Origin of the sequence: Hyphomicrobium sp. MC8b, assembly GCF_905067615.1 — a bacterium.
In the GTDB taxonomy this organism is placed as follows: Bacteria; Pseudomonadota; Alphaproteobacteria; order Rhizobiales; family Hyphomicrobiaceae; genus Hyphomicrobium_B.
On record NZ_LR898465.1, the window covers coordinates 4,099,583 to 4,114,814 of the forward strand.

Genomic DNA, 15,232 nt, shown 5'->3' on the forward strand with positions numbered 1-15,232 from the left:
ACCATGCGCATCAAATGTCCCTTTTGCGGCGAACGCGGTAACGATGAATTCTCCTATCTCGGGGACGCGAGCGTCGTCCGCCCAGATCCGGCAGCGCCCGATGCTGCCGACGCATTTTATGCTTTCGCTTACGAACGCCGGAACGTTGCCGGACCGACGCAAGAACTCTGGTATCACGCTGCCGGATGCCATGCGTGGCTGGTCGTCACGCGCGATACGCGCACACACGAAATTTCCGATGTAAAGCCGGCTCAGGACGTCGCTCTCGAACGTCAGAATTCTGCGAGCACCACACCATGACGCAATCGCAAACATTCCGTGTGTCGGGGCTAGGCCTCGTCGACCGGACCAAGGCGCTCGACTTCACCTTCGACGGCGTTCCCTACACGGGATATGCCGGCGACACGCTGGCGTCGGCGTTGCTCGCCAATGGCATTCGACTGGTCGGACGGTCGTTTAAATATCATCGTCCGCGCGGCATCCTGACTGCGGGCTCGGAAGAACCCAATGCACTTGTCGAGCTACGCTCCGGTGCGCGTCGCGAGCCGAATACGCGCGCGACCGTTGCCGAGCTTTACGATGGCCTCGAAGCGAAAAGCCAGAACCGCTTTCCGTCACTGTCGTTCGACTTGCTTTCGATCAACGGGCTTCTGTCGCCCGTTTTCTCGGCGGGCTTCTACTATAAGACCTTCATGTGGCCGGCGGCGTTCTGGGAAAAGCTCTATGAGCCGATCATCCGGCGCGCGGCGGGTCTGGGATCTGCCGCAAATGAGCCCGATCCCGACATCTACGACAAGGCGAACGCGTTCTGCGACGTGCTCGTCATCGGCTCGGGTCCAGCGGGATTGATGGCAGCGCTTTCTGCGGCGCGCGCTGGAGCGAAGGTCATCGTCGTCGACGAAAACTTTGCCTTGGGCGGCCGCCTTCTCTCTGATGTGCGAGGCATCGATGGCAAAAGCGGTGTCGAATGGGTGAATACCGTCGTCGCCGAGCTTGCGGCTTCGTCCAGAGTTCGCTTAATGCCGAGAACGACGATTTTCGGTGCCTACGATTCCAGTACGTTTGGTGCTGTCGAGCGGGTGGCGGATCATGTCGCCGTTCCCGCAACGGGCGAGCCGAGGCAGCGCCTTTGGCATATCGTCGCCAAGCAGACGATCGTTGCGCAAGGCTCGACCGAGCGGCCGATCGTGTTCGGCAACAACGATCGGCCGGGCGTGATGCTCGCAAGCGCCGTGCGAAGCTACATCAATCGCTTCGGCGTGGCGCCGGGCCAGACGGCCGTCGTATTCTCGAACAACGACGATGCGGCCAACACAATCGACGATCTCATTCGCGCCGGCATCACCGTTGCAGCACTTGTCGACACGCGCCCCATATTGCCGCCTGAGATCAAGTCGAAGGCGCGCAAGTATGGCATCCGCGTCTTCGAAGGCGCCGCGGTCGCTGACGCTACCGGCAGACAGCGCGTCACCGGCGCACGGATCGTTGCAGCTTACGGAACGTCTCAGACGATCCCTTGCGATCTGATTGTGGCGTCGGGCGGATTCAATCCCAATGTTCAGGTGACGACGCACCTTGGCGGACGCTCCCAATGGCAGGAGAATTTAGCTGCTTTCGCTCCGGGAGCGCTGCCGAAATGGATGACCGTTGCCGGCGCGGCCAATGGTTCTTTCTCGACATCGTCGTGCCTTAACGACGGTGCGCGGGCAGGCGCAGACGCTGCCGCTGCGTGCGGCTTCGCGGCCACTGTCGCTCCCGTTCCCGGGACGGACGATGAACTGACGGAAGTCTCGGCCTTCTGGCATGTCGAAGCGGCCAAGCAAAAGGCGTTCGTCGATCAGCAGAATGACGTGACGGCTGCGGATATCCGCCTTGCCGAGCGCGAAGGCTTCCGCTCGGTTGAGCACCTCAAGCGCTACACAACGCTCGGCATGGCGACCGACCAGGGCAAGACGTCGAATGTTAATGGCCTCGCCATGATGGCCGAACTGACGAACAAATCGATCCCGGCAACGGGAGCGACGTCTGCCCGTCCGCCGTATTCGCCGGTCTCACTCGGTGTTTTTGCCGGCGAGCATCGTGGCAAGCATTTCAAGCCCACGCGGCTCACGCCGTCGCACGACTGGGCGAAAGAGCGTGGTGCGGTTTTCGTCGAAACCGGCATGTGGCTTCGCGCGCAGTATTTTCCCAAGCCCAGCGAACGTGACTGGCTTGAAACGGTCAATCGCGAAGTAAAAACGGTCCGGGGCGGCGTCGGCGTGTGCGACGTGTCGACGCTCGGTAAAATCGAGGTTCACGGAACCGACGCCGGAAAATTTCTGGACCGCGTCTACATCAACATGATGAGCACGCTGGCCGTCGGCAAAGCGCGCTATGGCATGATGCTGCGCGAAGACGGCGTGGCGATGGACGATGGCACCGCTGCACGCTTTGCCGATGATCGCTATTTCATCACGACAACGACGGCCAACGCCATCAAGGTTCTGCAGCATCTCGAACTTTGCCGGCAGTGGCACTGGCCGCACCTTGACGTGCAGCTGTTCCCAGTCAGCGATCAATGGGCGCAATATTCTGTGGCTGGACCACGGGCCCGTGACCTGCTCGCCAAGATCGTCGATGCACCGTTCGACATTTCGAATGCGGCCTTCCCCTATATGGCGTGTGCCGAAATTACTGCGCTCGGCGGCATCAAGGCGCGCATCTATCGTCTCTCGTTCTCAGGCGAGCTTGCCTACGAAATCGCAGTTCCGGCGCGGCACGGCGATCTTCTCATGCGCAAGCTCATGTCGGAAGGCGAGGAATTCGGCGCCATTCCATACGGCACCGAAGCGCTTGGCGTCATGCGCATCGAAAAAGGCCACGTCGGCGGCTCGGAACTCAACGGCACAACGACGGCTGCGGATCTCGGCCTCGGCAAGATGGCGTCAACCAAGAAAGACTTTATCGGCCGCGTCTTGGCACAGCGACCGGGATTGGTCGATCCGGATCGCCCGCGCCTGATCGGGTTCAAGCCTGTAGACACTGCCGTGCGATTGCGGGGTGGCGCGCATTTCATCGGCAAAGACGATCAGCCGACTGCGCAAAACGACCAGGGTTACATGACCTCTGTCGCGTATTCGCCGATGCTCGGGCATTGGGTGGGGTTGGGGCTTCTTGCGCGCGCCGAAGCTCGCATGGGCGAAATTCTCAAGGCTGTCGATCCGGTGCGGGGTGAAAGCACCCTCGTCCAGGTGGTTCCGGCCGCATTCTACGATGTAGAAGGAGCACGTTTGCGTGTCTGATCTTGCGAACGGCCTTAGGGCGAAACAGCATTCCTCGATCGTTGAACGTTCGGACATTGCCGTCACGCACATCGCCGCCAGACGCGGTATGCTGGCGGGGCTGAACGATGCTGCCCGCGCCGCTTTTGGCGTCGAGTTTCCGTCAACGCCCCGAGTGCTCGAAGCGCGTGGTATAACGATTGTCTGGGCCGGTCCCGAGCAATGGCTGCTGATTGAGCAATTGTCAGGAAGTGGCGATCCGACGGCTCAACATGCGAAAACATTCAATGGGTTTGCGTCTGTCGTTGATGTCGCCGATAGCCGAACGATCTTCGGGATGGACAGTGCCCGTCCATCCGACACGCTCGTTCAGAGCATGGGCATCGACTTCGAAGATACTTCGTTTAAGCCAGGGGACGTTGCGATCACCCACGTCTCGCACCTCGGCGTGACCGTGTGGCGATTGCCGGACGGCAGGGGATATGAATTCGCCTGCGCGCGGACCTATGCAAAGGATTTCCGCAACTGGCTTGACCGGATTTGATCTGACATAGATTTTCCGCAACTCTGTGGCCTGCGTCCTTCAGGCATTGGACATTTTTTTTTCCCGTGGTGGAATAATCTTTCGCGACGTGCGAACCTGTTTCGATATTAAGTCATTTTCAGCCGCCGTCGTCGGCGGAAAGCCTTCATGTCAGAAAAGTCACGCAAAAACTCTGTCGAACTCGCCGAAGCCGAGCCTCTGGCAACGGGTTCGAATGCACCAGGCGCTGCCGAACATACGCTTGAGCAGGCCATCGGACATCAGGTTCGCCACCATCGGAAGCACGCAGGGCTGACCGTTGCCGAACTTGCCGCAGCATCGCAAATCTCGCCGGGAATGCTTTCCAAAATCGAGAACGGCCAGATCTCTCCGTCGCTCAGCACGTTGCAGATGCTGGCCTCAGCGCTGAATGTGCCGTTGACGGTCCTGTTCGCGTCGTTCGAACAGCGCCGCGACTGTTCCTACGTCAAATCAGGTGAAGGTGTCGTCATTCGACGTCGCGGCACAAAGGTGGGTCATCAGTATCAGCTTCTTGGCCATTCGCTTGACGGCCCGGTCGTCATCGAACCCTATCTGATCACGCTTTCGGACGATGCGGCCGCCTATACCGGCTTCCAGCATGAGGGGGTCGAGTTCATTTTTATGCTCTCCGGCGAAGTCGAATACGCGCATGCTGATCGTAGCTATCACTTGGCTCCGGGCGATGCCATTCTCTTCGACAGCGCGGCGCCTCACGGTCCTGCGCGCCTTATCGAGTCGCCTATGACCTACCTGTCGATCATCATCTATCCACGGCCATAATGCCGACGACCGGTACGGTCATAAATTTTCGACATTCCTTTAAAGAAATCTTCTTTCTTCTGAGTTGACAGATTGTCGCCGCACGATTACTGTCTGAGCCATTCCTTCGCGGCCCAGTCAGGAGGCAGCTATGTGCGGCATCGTCGGATTATTTTTGAAAAAACCAGAAATGGAGCCGCAGCTCGGAGAGCTTCTCTCGAAGATGCTCTCGACGATGTGCGAGCGCGGTCCGGATTCGGCAGGTTTTGCAGTTTACGGGGCGGCTGAAGACGGTCGCACGAAGGTCACCTTGCAATCGGCAAATGCCAAGAGCGACTTCGCAAAGCTCCAGGCCGCTTTGGCGAAAGACAAGAAGGTAGACGCCAAACTCACGGTAAAGGACACCCACGCGGTCCTGAGCATTCCGTCGGACAAGCTTGACGACATCAAAGCCCTGCTCGCCGCCGAGTTCCCTTCGATCCGGACCATGGCGACGGGCGAAAACATCGAAATCTATAAGGAAGTCGGCTATCCGACGGAGGTCGCGAAGCGTTTCGATCTCGCGCATATGTCCGGCACGCATGCTATCGGCCACACGCGCATGGCGACGGAGTCGGCGGTGACGACGCTTGGCGCGCATCCGTTCTCGACGGGTGCCGACGAATGCCTCGTGCACAACGGTTCGCTGTCGAACCACGCGAGCCTTAGGCGCGAACTCGTCCGCGACGGCATGACGTTCAACACCGAAAACGACACCGAAGTTGCTGCGTCGTATCTCACTTGGCGCATGAAGCAGGGCATGAACCTCGGTGAGGCGTTGGAAAAGAGCCTCGACGATCTCGACGGCTTCTTCAATTTCGTTGTCGGCACCAAGGAAGGCTTCGGCGTCGTTCGTGATCCGATCGCCTGCAAGCCGGCCGTCATGGCTGAAACCGACGACTATGTCGCGTTCGGCTCGGAATATCGCGCGCTCGCTGGTCTGCCTGGAATCGATAAGGCGAAAGTCTGGGAGCCTGAACCCGCAACCGTTTATTTCTGGCAACGCTGATGCAGCAGTTAATTGGGGAACTCATGCGTACGTTCGATCTCGCCAAGAGTCCGTTGCGCGAACTTAACGAAGAGCTGCACCGGCAAAAAGACGGCTCCAACGAAGCTCAGTGGGAAGTGCTCAATCCGCGCGGCGGTCACGCGATCGCCGTGGGTCTCGACGCGCCGATCAAAGTCGATGTGCTTGGTAGCGTCGGTTATTACTGCGCCGGCATGAACAAGAAAGCGACCGTCACGGTGCACGGCTCTGCCGGGCCTGGCGTTGCCGAAAACATGATGTCGGGCAAAGTCGTCATTAAAGGCGATGCCAGCCAGTACGCGGGCGCGACTGGCCATGGCGGCCTGCTCGTCATCGAAGGCAATGCATCGTCACGGTGCGGCATTTCGATGAAAGGCATCGATATCGTCGTTAAAGGCAATATCGGTCATATGTCGGCATTCATGGCGCAGTCTGGGCATCTGGTCGTGCTCGGCGACGCGGGCGACGCGCTCGGCGATTCGATCTACGAGGCGAAGCTGTTCGTGCGCGGCAAAGTGAAGAGCCTCGGCGCAGACTGCATTGAAAAGGAAATGCGGCCCGAGCATCACGAGGCGCTCTCGAAGCTTCTCGAAGGGGCCGGGATCACGGACGCGAAGACCAGCGAGTTTCGGCGGTACGGTTCCGCACGCAAGCTCTATAACTTCAACATCGACAACGCGGATGCTTACTGATGTCGCCGAAGATCCCGCTTACAACGCCGCGCCCCTCGGCGACCTTTGACGATTACACGCTGTCGGAAATCCGACGCGCTTCAGCTACGGGTATTTACGATATCCGCGGTGGTGGTGCGAAACGCCGTGTCCCGCACTTCGACGATCTCCTGTTTCTAGGAGCTTCGATGTCGCGATACCCGCTTGAGGGCTATCGTGAAAAGTGCACCACGACGGTAACGCTCGGCACGCGGTTCGCCAAAAAGCCGATCGAGCTTAAGATCCCGATCACGATTGCAGGCATGAGTTTCGGCGCGCTGTCGGCGAATGCGAAAGAAGCGCTCGGACGCGGCGCTTCGATTGCTGGCACTTCGACGACGACCGGCGATGGCGGCATGACGCCGGAAGAACGCGGCCAGTCGAAAACGCTCGTCTATCAGTATTTGCCGTCACGTTACGGCATGAATCCAGATGATCTGCGCAAAGCAGACGCGATCGAGATCGTTGTCGGCCAGGGCGCGAAGCCCGGCGGCGGCGGCATGCTGCTCGGTCAGAAAATCTCGGATCGCGTCGCAGAAATGCGCAATCTACCGAAGGGCATCGACCAGCGCTCGGCCTGCCGTCATCCCGACTGGACTGGTCCCGACGATCTCGAAATCAAGATCCTTGAGCTGCGCGAGATCACGAACTGGGAAAAGCCAATTTACGTGAAGGTCGGCGGCACGCGTCCCTATTACGACGTGGCCCTCGCGGTCAAAGCAGGCGCCGACGTTATCGTTCTTGACGGCATGCAGGGCGGCACGGCGGCCACGCAGGAAGTGTTCATCGAACATGTCGGCCTCCCGACGCTGGCTTGCATCCGTCCGGCGGTGCAGTCGCTGCAGGATCTCGGCATGCATCGCAAAGTGCAGCTGATCGTTTCCGGTGGCATTCGCAACGGCGCCGACGTCGCCAAAGCTCTTGCTTTGGGTGCCGACGCAGTTTCGATCGGTATCGCGGCGTTGGCCGCTCTCGGCGACAACGATCCGGCGCTCGAAGCGGAATACGAGAAGCTCGGCTCGCGCGCCGGCTGCTACGACGACTGGCATGAAGGACGTGACCCTGCCGGCATCACGACGCAGGATCCAGAACTGTCGAAGCGTCTCGATCCGGTTCGTGCCGGCCGTCGGCTCGCCAACTATCTGAAGGTCATGACGCTCGAAGTGCAAACCATCGCGCGCGCCGCCGGCCACAACAACATTCACAATCTCGAGCCAGAAGATCTCTGCGCCTTGACGATCGAAGCTGCGGCGATGGCACGTGTGCCGCTTGCCGGAACATCGTGGATCCCCGGGGTGACCGGAGCGGGCGGCTTTTAAGCCGCCCCTTTTTTCGCCGGTCGGGAAAGCACTCATAAAAATGAAACGCAAGCGTTGAGGACAGACAGTATGGCTCAGGATCTTGCCCAGCTCGCCAAAGAGCGTGGCATCCGTTACTTCATGATTTCATACACGGACCTTTTCGGAGCCCAGCGCGCAAAGCTGGTTCCGGCTGCGGCGATCGCCGATATGCAAAAAGACGGCGCGGGCTTCGCGGGCTTTGCGACTTGGCTGGATATGACGCCGGCTCATCCCGATCTGTTCGGCATGCCGGATGCATCGTCGGTCATCCAGCTGCCTTGGCGCAAAGACGTAGCCTGGGTTGCGGCAGACTGCGTGATGGAAGACAAGCACGTTCCCCAGGCTCCGCGCGTCGTACTGAAGAAGCTGATGGCAGAGGCGGCTGAGCTTGGGCTTTACGTCAAGACCGGCGTCGAATGCGAATTCTTCCTGATCTCGCCTGAAGGCACTGAGATTTCCGACGACAAGGATAACGCCTCGAAGCCCTGCTACGATCAGCAGGCCCTGATGCGCCGCTACGACATCATCGCAGAGATCTGTGATAGCATGCTCGAACTGGGCTGGGGTCCCTATCAGAACGACCACGAAGACGCCAATGGCCAGTTCGAAATGAACTGGAACTTCGACGATGCGCTGGTGACGGCCGATCGCCACTCGTTCTTCAAGTTCATGACGCGCTCGATCGCTGAAAAGCACGGCCTGCGCGCAACCTTCATGCCGAAGCCTTTTGCCGGCCTAACCGGCAATGGCTGCCATGCTCACATCTCAGTGTGGGACAAGGACGGCAAGACGAACATGTTCTACGACGCGGCCGACGAAATGGGGCTCTCGCAGCAGGGCTACCACTTCCTTGGCGGCATCATGAAACACGCCGAAGCGCTCGCAGCGATCACGAACCCGACGGTCAACTCGTACAAGCGTATCAACGCGCCGCGGACGCTCTCGGGCGCAACGTGGTCGCCGAACTCGGTGACCTGGACGGGCAACAATCGCACGCACATGGTTCGCGTTCCAGGTAAGGGTCGTTTCGAGTTGCGGCTACCGGACGGCGCGGCAAACCCCTATCTGCTTCAAGCCGTCATCATCGCTGCAGGTCTCGATGGCATCCGCAGCAAGGCGGATCCGGGCAAACGCCTCGACATCGACATGTACCAGCTTGGCCATACGGTAACGGATGCACCGCGTCTGCCGTTGAACCTACTGGACGCAATCCGTGCGTTCGACAAGGACACGTCGCTCAAGAGCGCTCTCGGCGACGAGTTTGCTGCGGCCTACATCAAGCTCAAGACCGACAATTGGAATTCCTATGCCTCCCACTTCACGGATTGGGAACGCGCACATACACTGGACTGCTAAAACAGCGTTTCTTAAGTCTTGCCGCAAAAGCTAAGCCCCGGCTATTTCGGCCGGGGCTTTTTTTCGGCGTAAGCCATGCTTCACGAGAGTGGCGTTGCCCAGACGGACATTGTCCGCCCCGCGCGGCTGTGGCAAATTCCGGCCCATATTCATTGGTTAAGCGGCTCGCGTCGCGATGCGACCGAGGAAGCCGAGTCAAATGTCGACAAAAACCACTCGTGCCGCATGTGGTGTTCGCGTGGTGGCGAGCACACTTTCCACCGAGGAAGCCGTTTCAGCCGCACGCGCCGAACTTGCAGATGGTGTCTTTCAACACATCATCGTTTTCTTTTCGATCAAGCATGACCCAGAGGTTCTCCTCAAGGCGCTGCAGCAGAATTTCCCGGACGTCACCATTTCGGGTTGCAGCACAGCCGGTGAAGTCGGTCCGCTCGGCATGACGCAAGGCGGGATCGTCTTCATCGCGTTCCCTGAGAAGGGCTTCCGAGTGATGAGCGAAGTTATCCCGGACATCGACAAAGGCGGCGTGGAACGCGCTTCTGAAATTGCGCGGCGCTTACGGGTGCAAATGATCACCGGCGTCTCGCGCGCGGCGAAAGAAAACATCTTTGCGCTCGTACTCGTCGACGGATTGTCCGATCGAGAAGAACCGCTGACGGCGGCGCTGCACTGGTCACTCGAGGACATGGAACTCTTGGGCGGCTCTGCCGGCGACGGATTGGCGTTTCAGCGTACCGCCCTCATTCATCGCGGCAAGCTCATCCGGCGCGGCGCCATTCTATTCGTGATCGAAACATCCACACCATTTCGCGTTTTCAAGACGCAGAACTTCGAACCGACTCCGATCAAGCTTGTCGTTACGGCCGCGGACAGTGAACACCGCATTGTCTACGATCTCAATGCCGAACCTGCGGCCAGTGAGTATGCATCTGCCATTGGCGTATCACTTGACGATCTCGGTCCGTTGAGTTTCGCGACTTATCCGCTCGTCGTAAAAGTGGGGGGAGAGTATTACGGCCGCGCAATTCGCAACATGAACCCGGATGGCAGCTTATCGTTCCTTTGTGCAATCGACGAAGGTCTGGTTTTCACCGTCGGACGGCCGCGTGATATGGTTCAGTCGACGTTGGAAACGTTCAAACAAGTTGATGCCGCGTTAGGCGGCATCGATTTCGTTCTCGGGTTCGACTGCTTCTTGAGACGGATCGATGCCGAAACCGGGCAACTCCGCCACAAAGTCGAGGAAATTTATGACCGATATGGACTTGCTGGCTTCCAAACTTATGGCGAGCAGTTCAATGCCATGCACCTCAATCAGACTTTGACGGGCATAGCATTCTCAAAGCCGCACGGTAGAATTGAACCGCCATGAACGACGAAGAGGATCCGGCAGAGAAGTTGCCGACGCGGCAATCCGACCTTCGTCGCGCCGTCGACAAGCTTCGTAAGATTAATGCGGCGCTGATGAAGCGTGTTGAGCATTCGATGGATCAGCAGGCGAGTTCGTTTTCGCTGTTTCAGACGGCGATCAATCAGGAAGCGCAGATCAGACGCAGGACCGAAGAACTCAACCTTGCACTGACGAAGCTGGCGCACACCAACATCGAGCTGAGCCAAGCGCGCGACGAGGCCGAGCGCGCCAATACCTTCAAGACCCGCTTTTTCACAGCCGTCGGGCACGACTTGCTGCAACCGCTGCACGCGGCGCGGTTGACGCTCTCTGAGCTGACCGATGCGCAGCACGAGGCGGACAACAAGCGCCTCGCTCACAACATCTCGCACGCGCTCGTCAGCATCGAGGAACTTTTGACCAGTATCCTCGATATCTCGAAACTCGAGGCTGGCGTCTTCGTGCCGAATATTCAGACTGTCGTTCTTGAAGCGATCTTCGAACAGGTCGCCAACAGCCTTGAGCCCGTGACGCGGCGCAAGGGTCTGCGTTTCCGCTGGCGGCCGACGGATCTGGCCGTCCGCTCCGATCCTCTCATGCTTCGCCGGATCGTGCAGAATCTTCTCGCGAACGCCGCACACTACACCGAACATGGCAGTGTTCTTCTGGCGGCCCGTCCGCGCGGCAACGAGGTCGTGATCGAAGTGTGGGATACTGGTCCCGGCATACCACAGCAGGAGCAGTATCGCATCTTCGAGGAATTCCAGCGCGGCACCGCATCGGAGCGCTCGGGCGGCACGGGCTTTGGGTTGGGGCTTGCGATCGTACGGCGCATGGTCGATGCCCTTGGGCACCGCCTGGAATTACAATCGCGCGTAGGTCATGGCTCGCGATTCTCGGTCTATGCGCCATCCGCATCGACCCCGAAGAGACCGCTGCCCCTCACCGATGCCGTCAGGGACGAAACGGATTCCTTGGTCTCGCGGCAGGTCATCATCGTCGACGACGATCTCGACGTTCTGACGGCCATGCAGTCGCTGCTGACGCGTTGGGGGGCCGATGTGCGCCCGGCGAGAGATCTTGAGGATGTCAGCGAAATTCTTTCCGACCCGGATTTTTCTCCGGCTATCGTGCTGGCGGACTATCACCTGAAGGAAGGTCATTTTGGCATCGATATCGTGCGCAGCATTCGCAACCGTCTCGCGGTGGACATTCCCGCTATTTTGATCACAGCGGATCGCACGCAGGACGCAGCGGAGGCGGCGTTACGCTCGCGCTGCGAATTGCTTCTAAAGCCTGTTCGTCCGGGCGAATTACGGGCGTTGATGAAGCACCTGCTCGGCTAGACGATTTGCCGGATGCGCTAGGCTATCCGCCATTCGCATCGCCAAGAATGATGCTGAAATCGATTTTCTGGGCTTCGATCACGGCCTGCGTGCGCGAGGATACATTGAGCTTGCGCAAGATTTCCGAGACGTGAGCCTTTACCGTCGTTTCCTCGATTTGAAGCTCGTGGGCGATCTGCTTGTTCAGCAACCCCTGGCGCAGCATCTTGAGAACGCTCAGCTGCTTCGGGGTGAGCGTTCGCAACCGCCGCACGACATCGTCGCGCGTTTCGGACGTCGGTATCTCCGGCGGCCGATAGCCTTTTGGCAGCGTTAGCGAGCCCTCAAGAACGTCTTTGATGGCTGCTGCGATCTCTCCACGGTCTGCCGACTTCGAAATGAAGCCTGCCGCGCCGTAGCGCATCACGTCTTGGACGATGCGAGGATCTTCAAGGGCAGAAACGACAACAATCGGAAGACGGGGATACAGCGTCCTGAGTTCAAGCAGGCCATCGAAGCCACGAATGCCGGGCAGGGCGAGATCAAGCAGCACGACGTCGAACGGGATGCCGCTGTCGAGCTGGATTTTCGCCGCCTCAATCGAGATTGCAGAATTGGTGGTGGTATCGGGAAATGCGCTCGTGATCGCTCTTTGAAGGGCTTCGACAAAGAGGGGATGATCGTCAACGATCAATATGTGCGCCGGCACAGACAAGTTTTACCTCCAGAATGCCATCGAAGCCTTCTTGCGAAGGTTCAATGTTGGGGTCCGAGAGCCGCTATCCTGCGGCAAACGAACGCAGAATTGTCTTTAACTCCTGAAGGTATTGAGCAACAAACAGGACTTTGGTCGTACCCGTCTCCGACATGGCACGAGCAATAGTTAGGACGCAGATTAACTACGCTCTAATCACGGCGCCAGCACCTGTCGTTTTCAGCGAAGGTAAACTTGTAGTGTCATCACTTACGCGGCTTGGCGCGAGCCGTCGGCAGAGCCGTTGCAGGGTCCTCGGGCCAGACGTGCTTGGGATATTGCCCGCGCATATCCGCCCTGACCGCACGCCATGAGCCCGCCCAGAAGCCCGGAAGGTCGCGTGTAATCTGAATCGGACGGTGTGCCGGCGACAGCAAATGAAGCGTGAGCGGCAAACGTCCACGCGCGATGGCAGGATGCTCCTTGAGGCCGAAAAGCTCCTGCACGCGAATGTGCAGCGCCGGGGCATCATCCGATTCGTAGTCGAGCGGATGGCGGTTGCCGGTGGGTGCGGTGAAATGCGTCGGCGCTTCATCATCGAGGCGGACGCGCATTTGCCGCGGCAGCAGCGCATTGAGCGCCGTCTCCAGCGTCTCGGCGTCAACGTCCGTCGTTCGCGTTTTGCCGAGCAGGAACGGCGACAGCCAATCGTCGATGGTCGACGCGAGAGCGGCATCAGACAAGTCCGGCCAGGTTTCATCGTTGCGGCGGAGAAACGAGACGCGATTGCGGAGCTGAAGCTGCGCTTTCGTCCAGGGAAGTGCCGCAACACCGATATCGGCAAGGCCGCGAGCAAGCACGGCCATAACGTCATCGCCGTCTTTGACCGGACGCGTTTCGCTTTTCAGAACGATAGCGCCAAGGCGGCGGGCCCGCCGAGCCCGAACCGCACGCGCGTCTTTGTCGAAATAGATCTCGTCGCGAGATTCGATCGCATCCGAAGCGATCGCTTCGATTTCGGCCTCGTCGGTCGCAAGCGCCAGCATGATGCGTGTCGCGGCTGCACGGCCCTGCATCTCGGCGACGACAACATATTGCGCTGACGCCAAGTGCTGGTGCTCGTCGATCTGACCGGCTCGGCCGTTTGCAAGCAGAAAGTTGCCGCGTTTGCCGCGGCTTTTGGCGATACGTTCGGGATAAGCAAGCGCCAGCAGAGCGGCAGGCGATTGCGCGCGACTTTCACGTAGGGCTGTTGAAGCCGTGCGCGCCCACTGACGCGCGAGCGCACGCATGCCTTCTGCTCGCTGCGAACGGTCGCGGCGGAAATTTTCAAGGCGCTGCGCAAGATCGATGTCGTTGCCGCCGATGCCGCGTTCGACAAGGATTGCGGCGATCTCGGCAGCGAGGCTCGCGTTGCCAAGCTCACCGCCTTTCATGATCATACGCGCCAAGCGCGGCGGCAAAGGAAGCATGCGCAGCCGCCGGCCTTCGCTGCTGATGCGTCCATCGGGATCAAGCGCGCCAATGGCTTCAAGACCGGCGCGAGCCGCAGCGAGCGGACCCTCGGCAGGAGGATCGAGCCAAGAGAGCGTACGCGGGTCGTTCGCACCCCATTCGGCGCAATCGAGCAGTAAACTCGAAAGATCGGCGGCGCGAATTTCCGGATCGGCAAAGGGCACAAGACCTTGCGTCTCAGGTTCGTCCCACAGCCGATAGCACACGCCCGGTTCCGTTCGTCCGGCCCGCCCGCGACGCTGATCGGCAGAAGCGCGCGAGACGCGAACGGTCTCAAGCCGCGTTATGCCGACGTCCGGCTCGTAACGTGGAACGCGAGCGACACCGCTGTCGATGACGACGCGGACACCGTCGATCGTTATCGATGTTTCGGCGATCGACGTCGCCAACACAATCTTGCGACGTTCGGGCTTCGCCGGAGAAATAGCGCGGTCCTGCGTCGCCGGGTCCAAGCCGCCATAGAGCGGAACGACATCAACATTCGACGGCAACGCCTGATCTGTCAAACGCTCCGCGACGCGCGCGATTTCGCCTTGTCCGGGAAGAAATACCAATATCGACCCCAGCTCGCTCGAAACCGCGCGGCGCACGGCACCAACGACGTCGTCCTCAAGTCGCGCGGGGCTTCGACCGAGGTATCGCGTCTCGACGGGGAACGCACGCCCTTCGCTTTCGATGATCGGCGCTTCGCCCAGCAGCTTCGCGACAGATCGCGTTTCAAGCGTCGCCGACATCACAACGATCTTGAGATCGGGCCTGAGCGCCGCACGCGCGTCTAGTACCAACGCCAGCCCGAGGTCGGCGTCGAGTGAGCGCTCGTGAAACTCATCGAACAAGACGGCGGCTACGCCCTTCAGCTCTGGATCATCGAGGATCATGCGCGTAAAGACGCCTTCCGTGATCACTTCAACAGCGACACGCGGACCTGTCCTGGAATTGAGGCGGGCACGTAGCCCGACATCTTCACCGAGACGGCTGCCGACTGTCGCCGCCATGCGCTCAGCAGCGGCCCGCGCGGCGATCCGCCGAGGTTCGAGCACCAGGATCTTTCCGCCCGCGCGCCATGGCTCATCAAGCAATGCGAGCGGTACGCGCGTCGTCTTGCCCGCGCCGGGTGCGGCAACGAGCACGGCTACGCCATGCGTGCGAAGCGCCGCGCGCACGTCACCGAGCACGGCATCAATCGGCAAGGGTTCGGCGAAAGAGCGATCAGTCATAGGCGGTGGACATACGCCAGCGCGGCAACAAATCA

The 15,232-nt window shown here is 59.7% G+C and carries 12 protein-coding genes; 10 read left to right on the plus strand and 2 right to left on the minus strand.

All coding sequences use genetic code 11. The features are described 5' to 3' along the window. Positions 1–3 precede the first annotated feature (3 nt). The 10 genes from ACLB1Z_RS19665 to ACLB1Z_RS19710 all read left to right on the plus strand — a co-directional run bounded on the left by ACLB1Z_RS19665 (position 4) and on the right by ACLB1Z_RS19710 (position 11,792). Positions 4–300 (plus strand): sarcosine oxidase subunit delta, encoded by a 297-nt coding sequence (locus ACLB1Z_RS19665; RefSeq protein ID WP_409561352.1) that lies wholly within the window; start codon positions 4–6, stop codon positions 298–300. Continuing rightward, positions 297–3,281: a sarcosine oxidase subunit alpha family protein gene (locus tag ACLB1Z_RS19670; protein WP_409561353.1), complete on the plus strand. Its 2,985-nt coding sequence runs from the start codon at positions 297–299 to the stop codon at positions 3,279–3,281. Before ACLB1Z_RS19665 ends, ACLB1Z_RS19670 begins: the two co-directional genes overlap by 4 nt. Next, positions 3,274–3,804 (plus strand): sarcosine oxidase subunit gamma, encoded by a 531-nt coding sequence (locus ACLB1Z_RS19675; RefSeq protein WP_409561354.1) that lies wholly within the window; start codon positions 3,274–3,276, stop codon positions 3,802–3,804. The genes ACLB1Z_RS19670 and ACLB1Z_RS19675 overlap by 8 nt, the downstream gene beginning before the upstream one ends. A gap of 147 nt (positions 3,805–3,951) precedes the next feature. Further along, positions 3,952–4,605 (plus strand): helix-turn-helix domain-containing protein, encoded by a 654-nt coding sequence (locus ACLB1Z_RS19680; protein WP_409561355.1) that lies wholly within the window; start codon positions 3,952–3,954, stop codon positions 4,603–4,605. A gap of 130 nt (positions 4,606–4,735) precedes the next feature. Continuing rightward, the gene (locus tag ACLB1Z_RS19685; protein WP_409561356.1) at positions 4,736–5,632 is read left to right on the plus strand and encodes a class II glutamine amidotransferase; all 897 of its coding nucleotides are present in this window, start codon (positions 4,736–4,738) and stop codon (positions 5,630–5,632) included. 23 nt (positions 5,633–5,655) lie between these two features. Continuing rightward, entirely contained in the window at positions 5,656–6,342 is a 687-nt protein-coding gene (locus tag ACLB1Z_RS19690) for a GXGXG domain-containing protein (RefSeq protein WP_013949963.1), read from the plus strand. After that, a complete protein-coding gene (locus ACLB1Z_RS19695; RefSeq protein WP_409561357.1) occupies positions 6,342–7,679 on the plus strand; it encodes an FMN-binding glutamate synthase family protein in 1,338 nt (445 codons plus the stop codon). The genes ACLB1Z_RS19690 and ACLB1Z_RS19695 overlap by 1 nt, the downstream gene beginning before the upstream one ends. Positions 7,680–7,748: 69 nt before the next feature. Continuing rightward, positions 7,749–9,056 (plus strand): type III glutamate--ammonia ligase, encoded by a 1,308-nt coding sequence (gene glnT / locus ACLB1Z_RS19700; protein ID WP_409561358.1) that lies wholly within the window; start codon positions 7,749–7,751, stop codon positions 9,054–9,056. Positions 9,057–9,255: 199 nt separating this feature from the next. After that, positions 9,256–10,428: an FIST N-terminal domain-containing protein gene (locus tag ACLB1Z_RS19705; protein ID WP_409561359.1), complete on the plus strand. Its 1,173-nt coding sequence runs from the start codon at positions 9,256–9,258 to the stop codon at positions 10,426–10,428. After that, positions 10,425–11,792 (plus strand): ATP-binding protein, encoded by a 1,368-nt coding sequence (locus ACLB1Z_RS19710; protein ID WP_409561360.1) that lies wholly within the window; start codon positions 10,425–10,427, stop codon positions 11,790–11,792. The genes ACLB1Z_RS19705 and ACLB1Z_RS19710 overlap by 4 nt, the downstream gene beginning before the upstream one ends. Positions 11,793–11,814: 22 nt before the next feature. Here the strand turns inward: ACLB1Z_RS19710 and ACLB1Z_RS19715 are convergent, their stop codons facing one another. Both ACLB1Z_RS19715 and hrpB read right to left on the minus strand, forming a co-directional pair. Beyond that, positions 11,815–12,486 (minus strand): response regulator transcription factor, encoded by a 672-nt coding sequence (locus tag ACLB1Z_RS19715; protein ID WP_013949968.1) that lies wholly within the window; start codon positions 12,484–12,486, stop codon positions 11,815–11,817. Positions 12,487–12,731: 245 nt separating this feature from the next. Next, the gene (gene hrpB / locus ACLB1Z_RS19720; protein ID WP_409561361.1) at positions 12,732–15,197 is read right to left on the minus strand and encodes an ATP-dependent helicase HrpB; all 2,466 of its coding nucleotides are present in this window, start codon (positions 15,195–15,197) and stop codon (positions 12,732–12,734) included. Between the last annotated feature and the right edge of the window lie 35 nt (positions 15,198–15,232).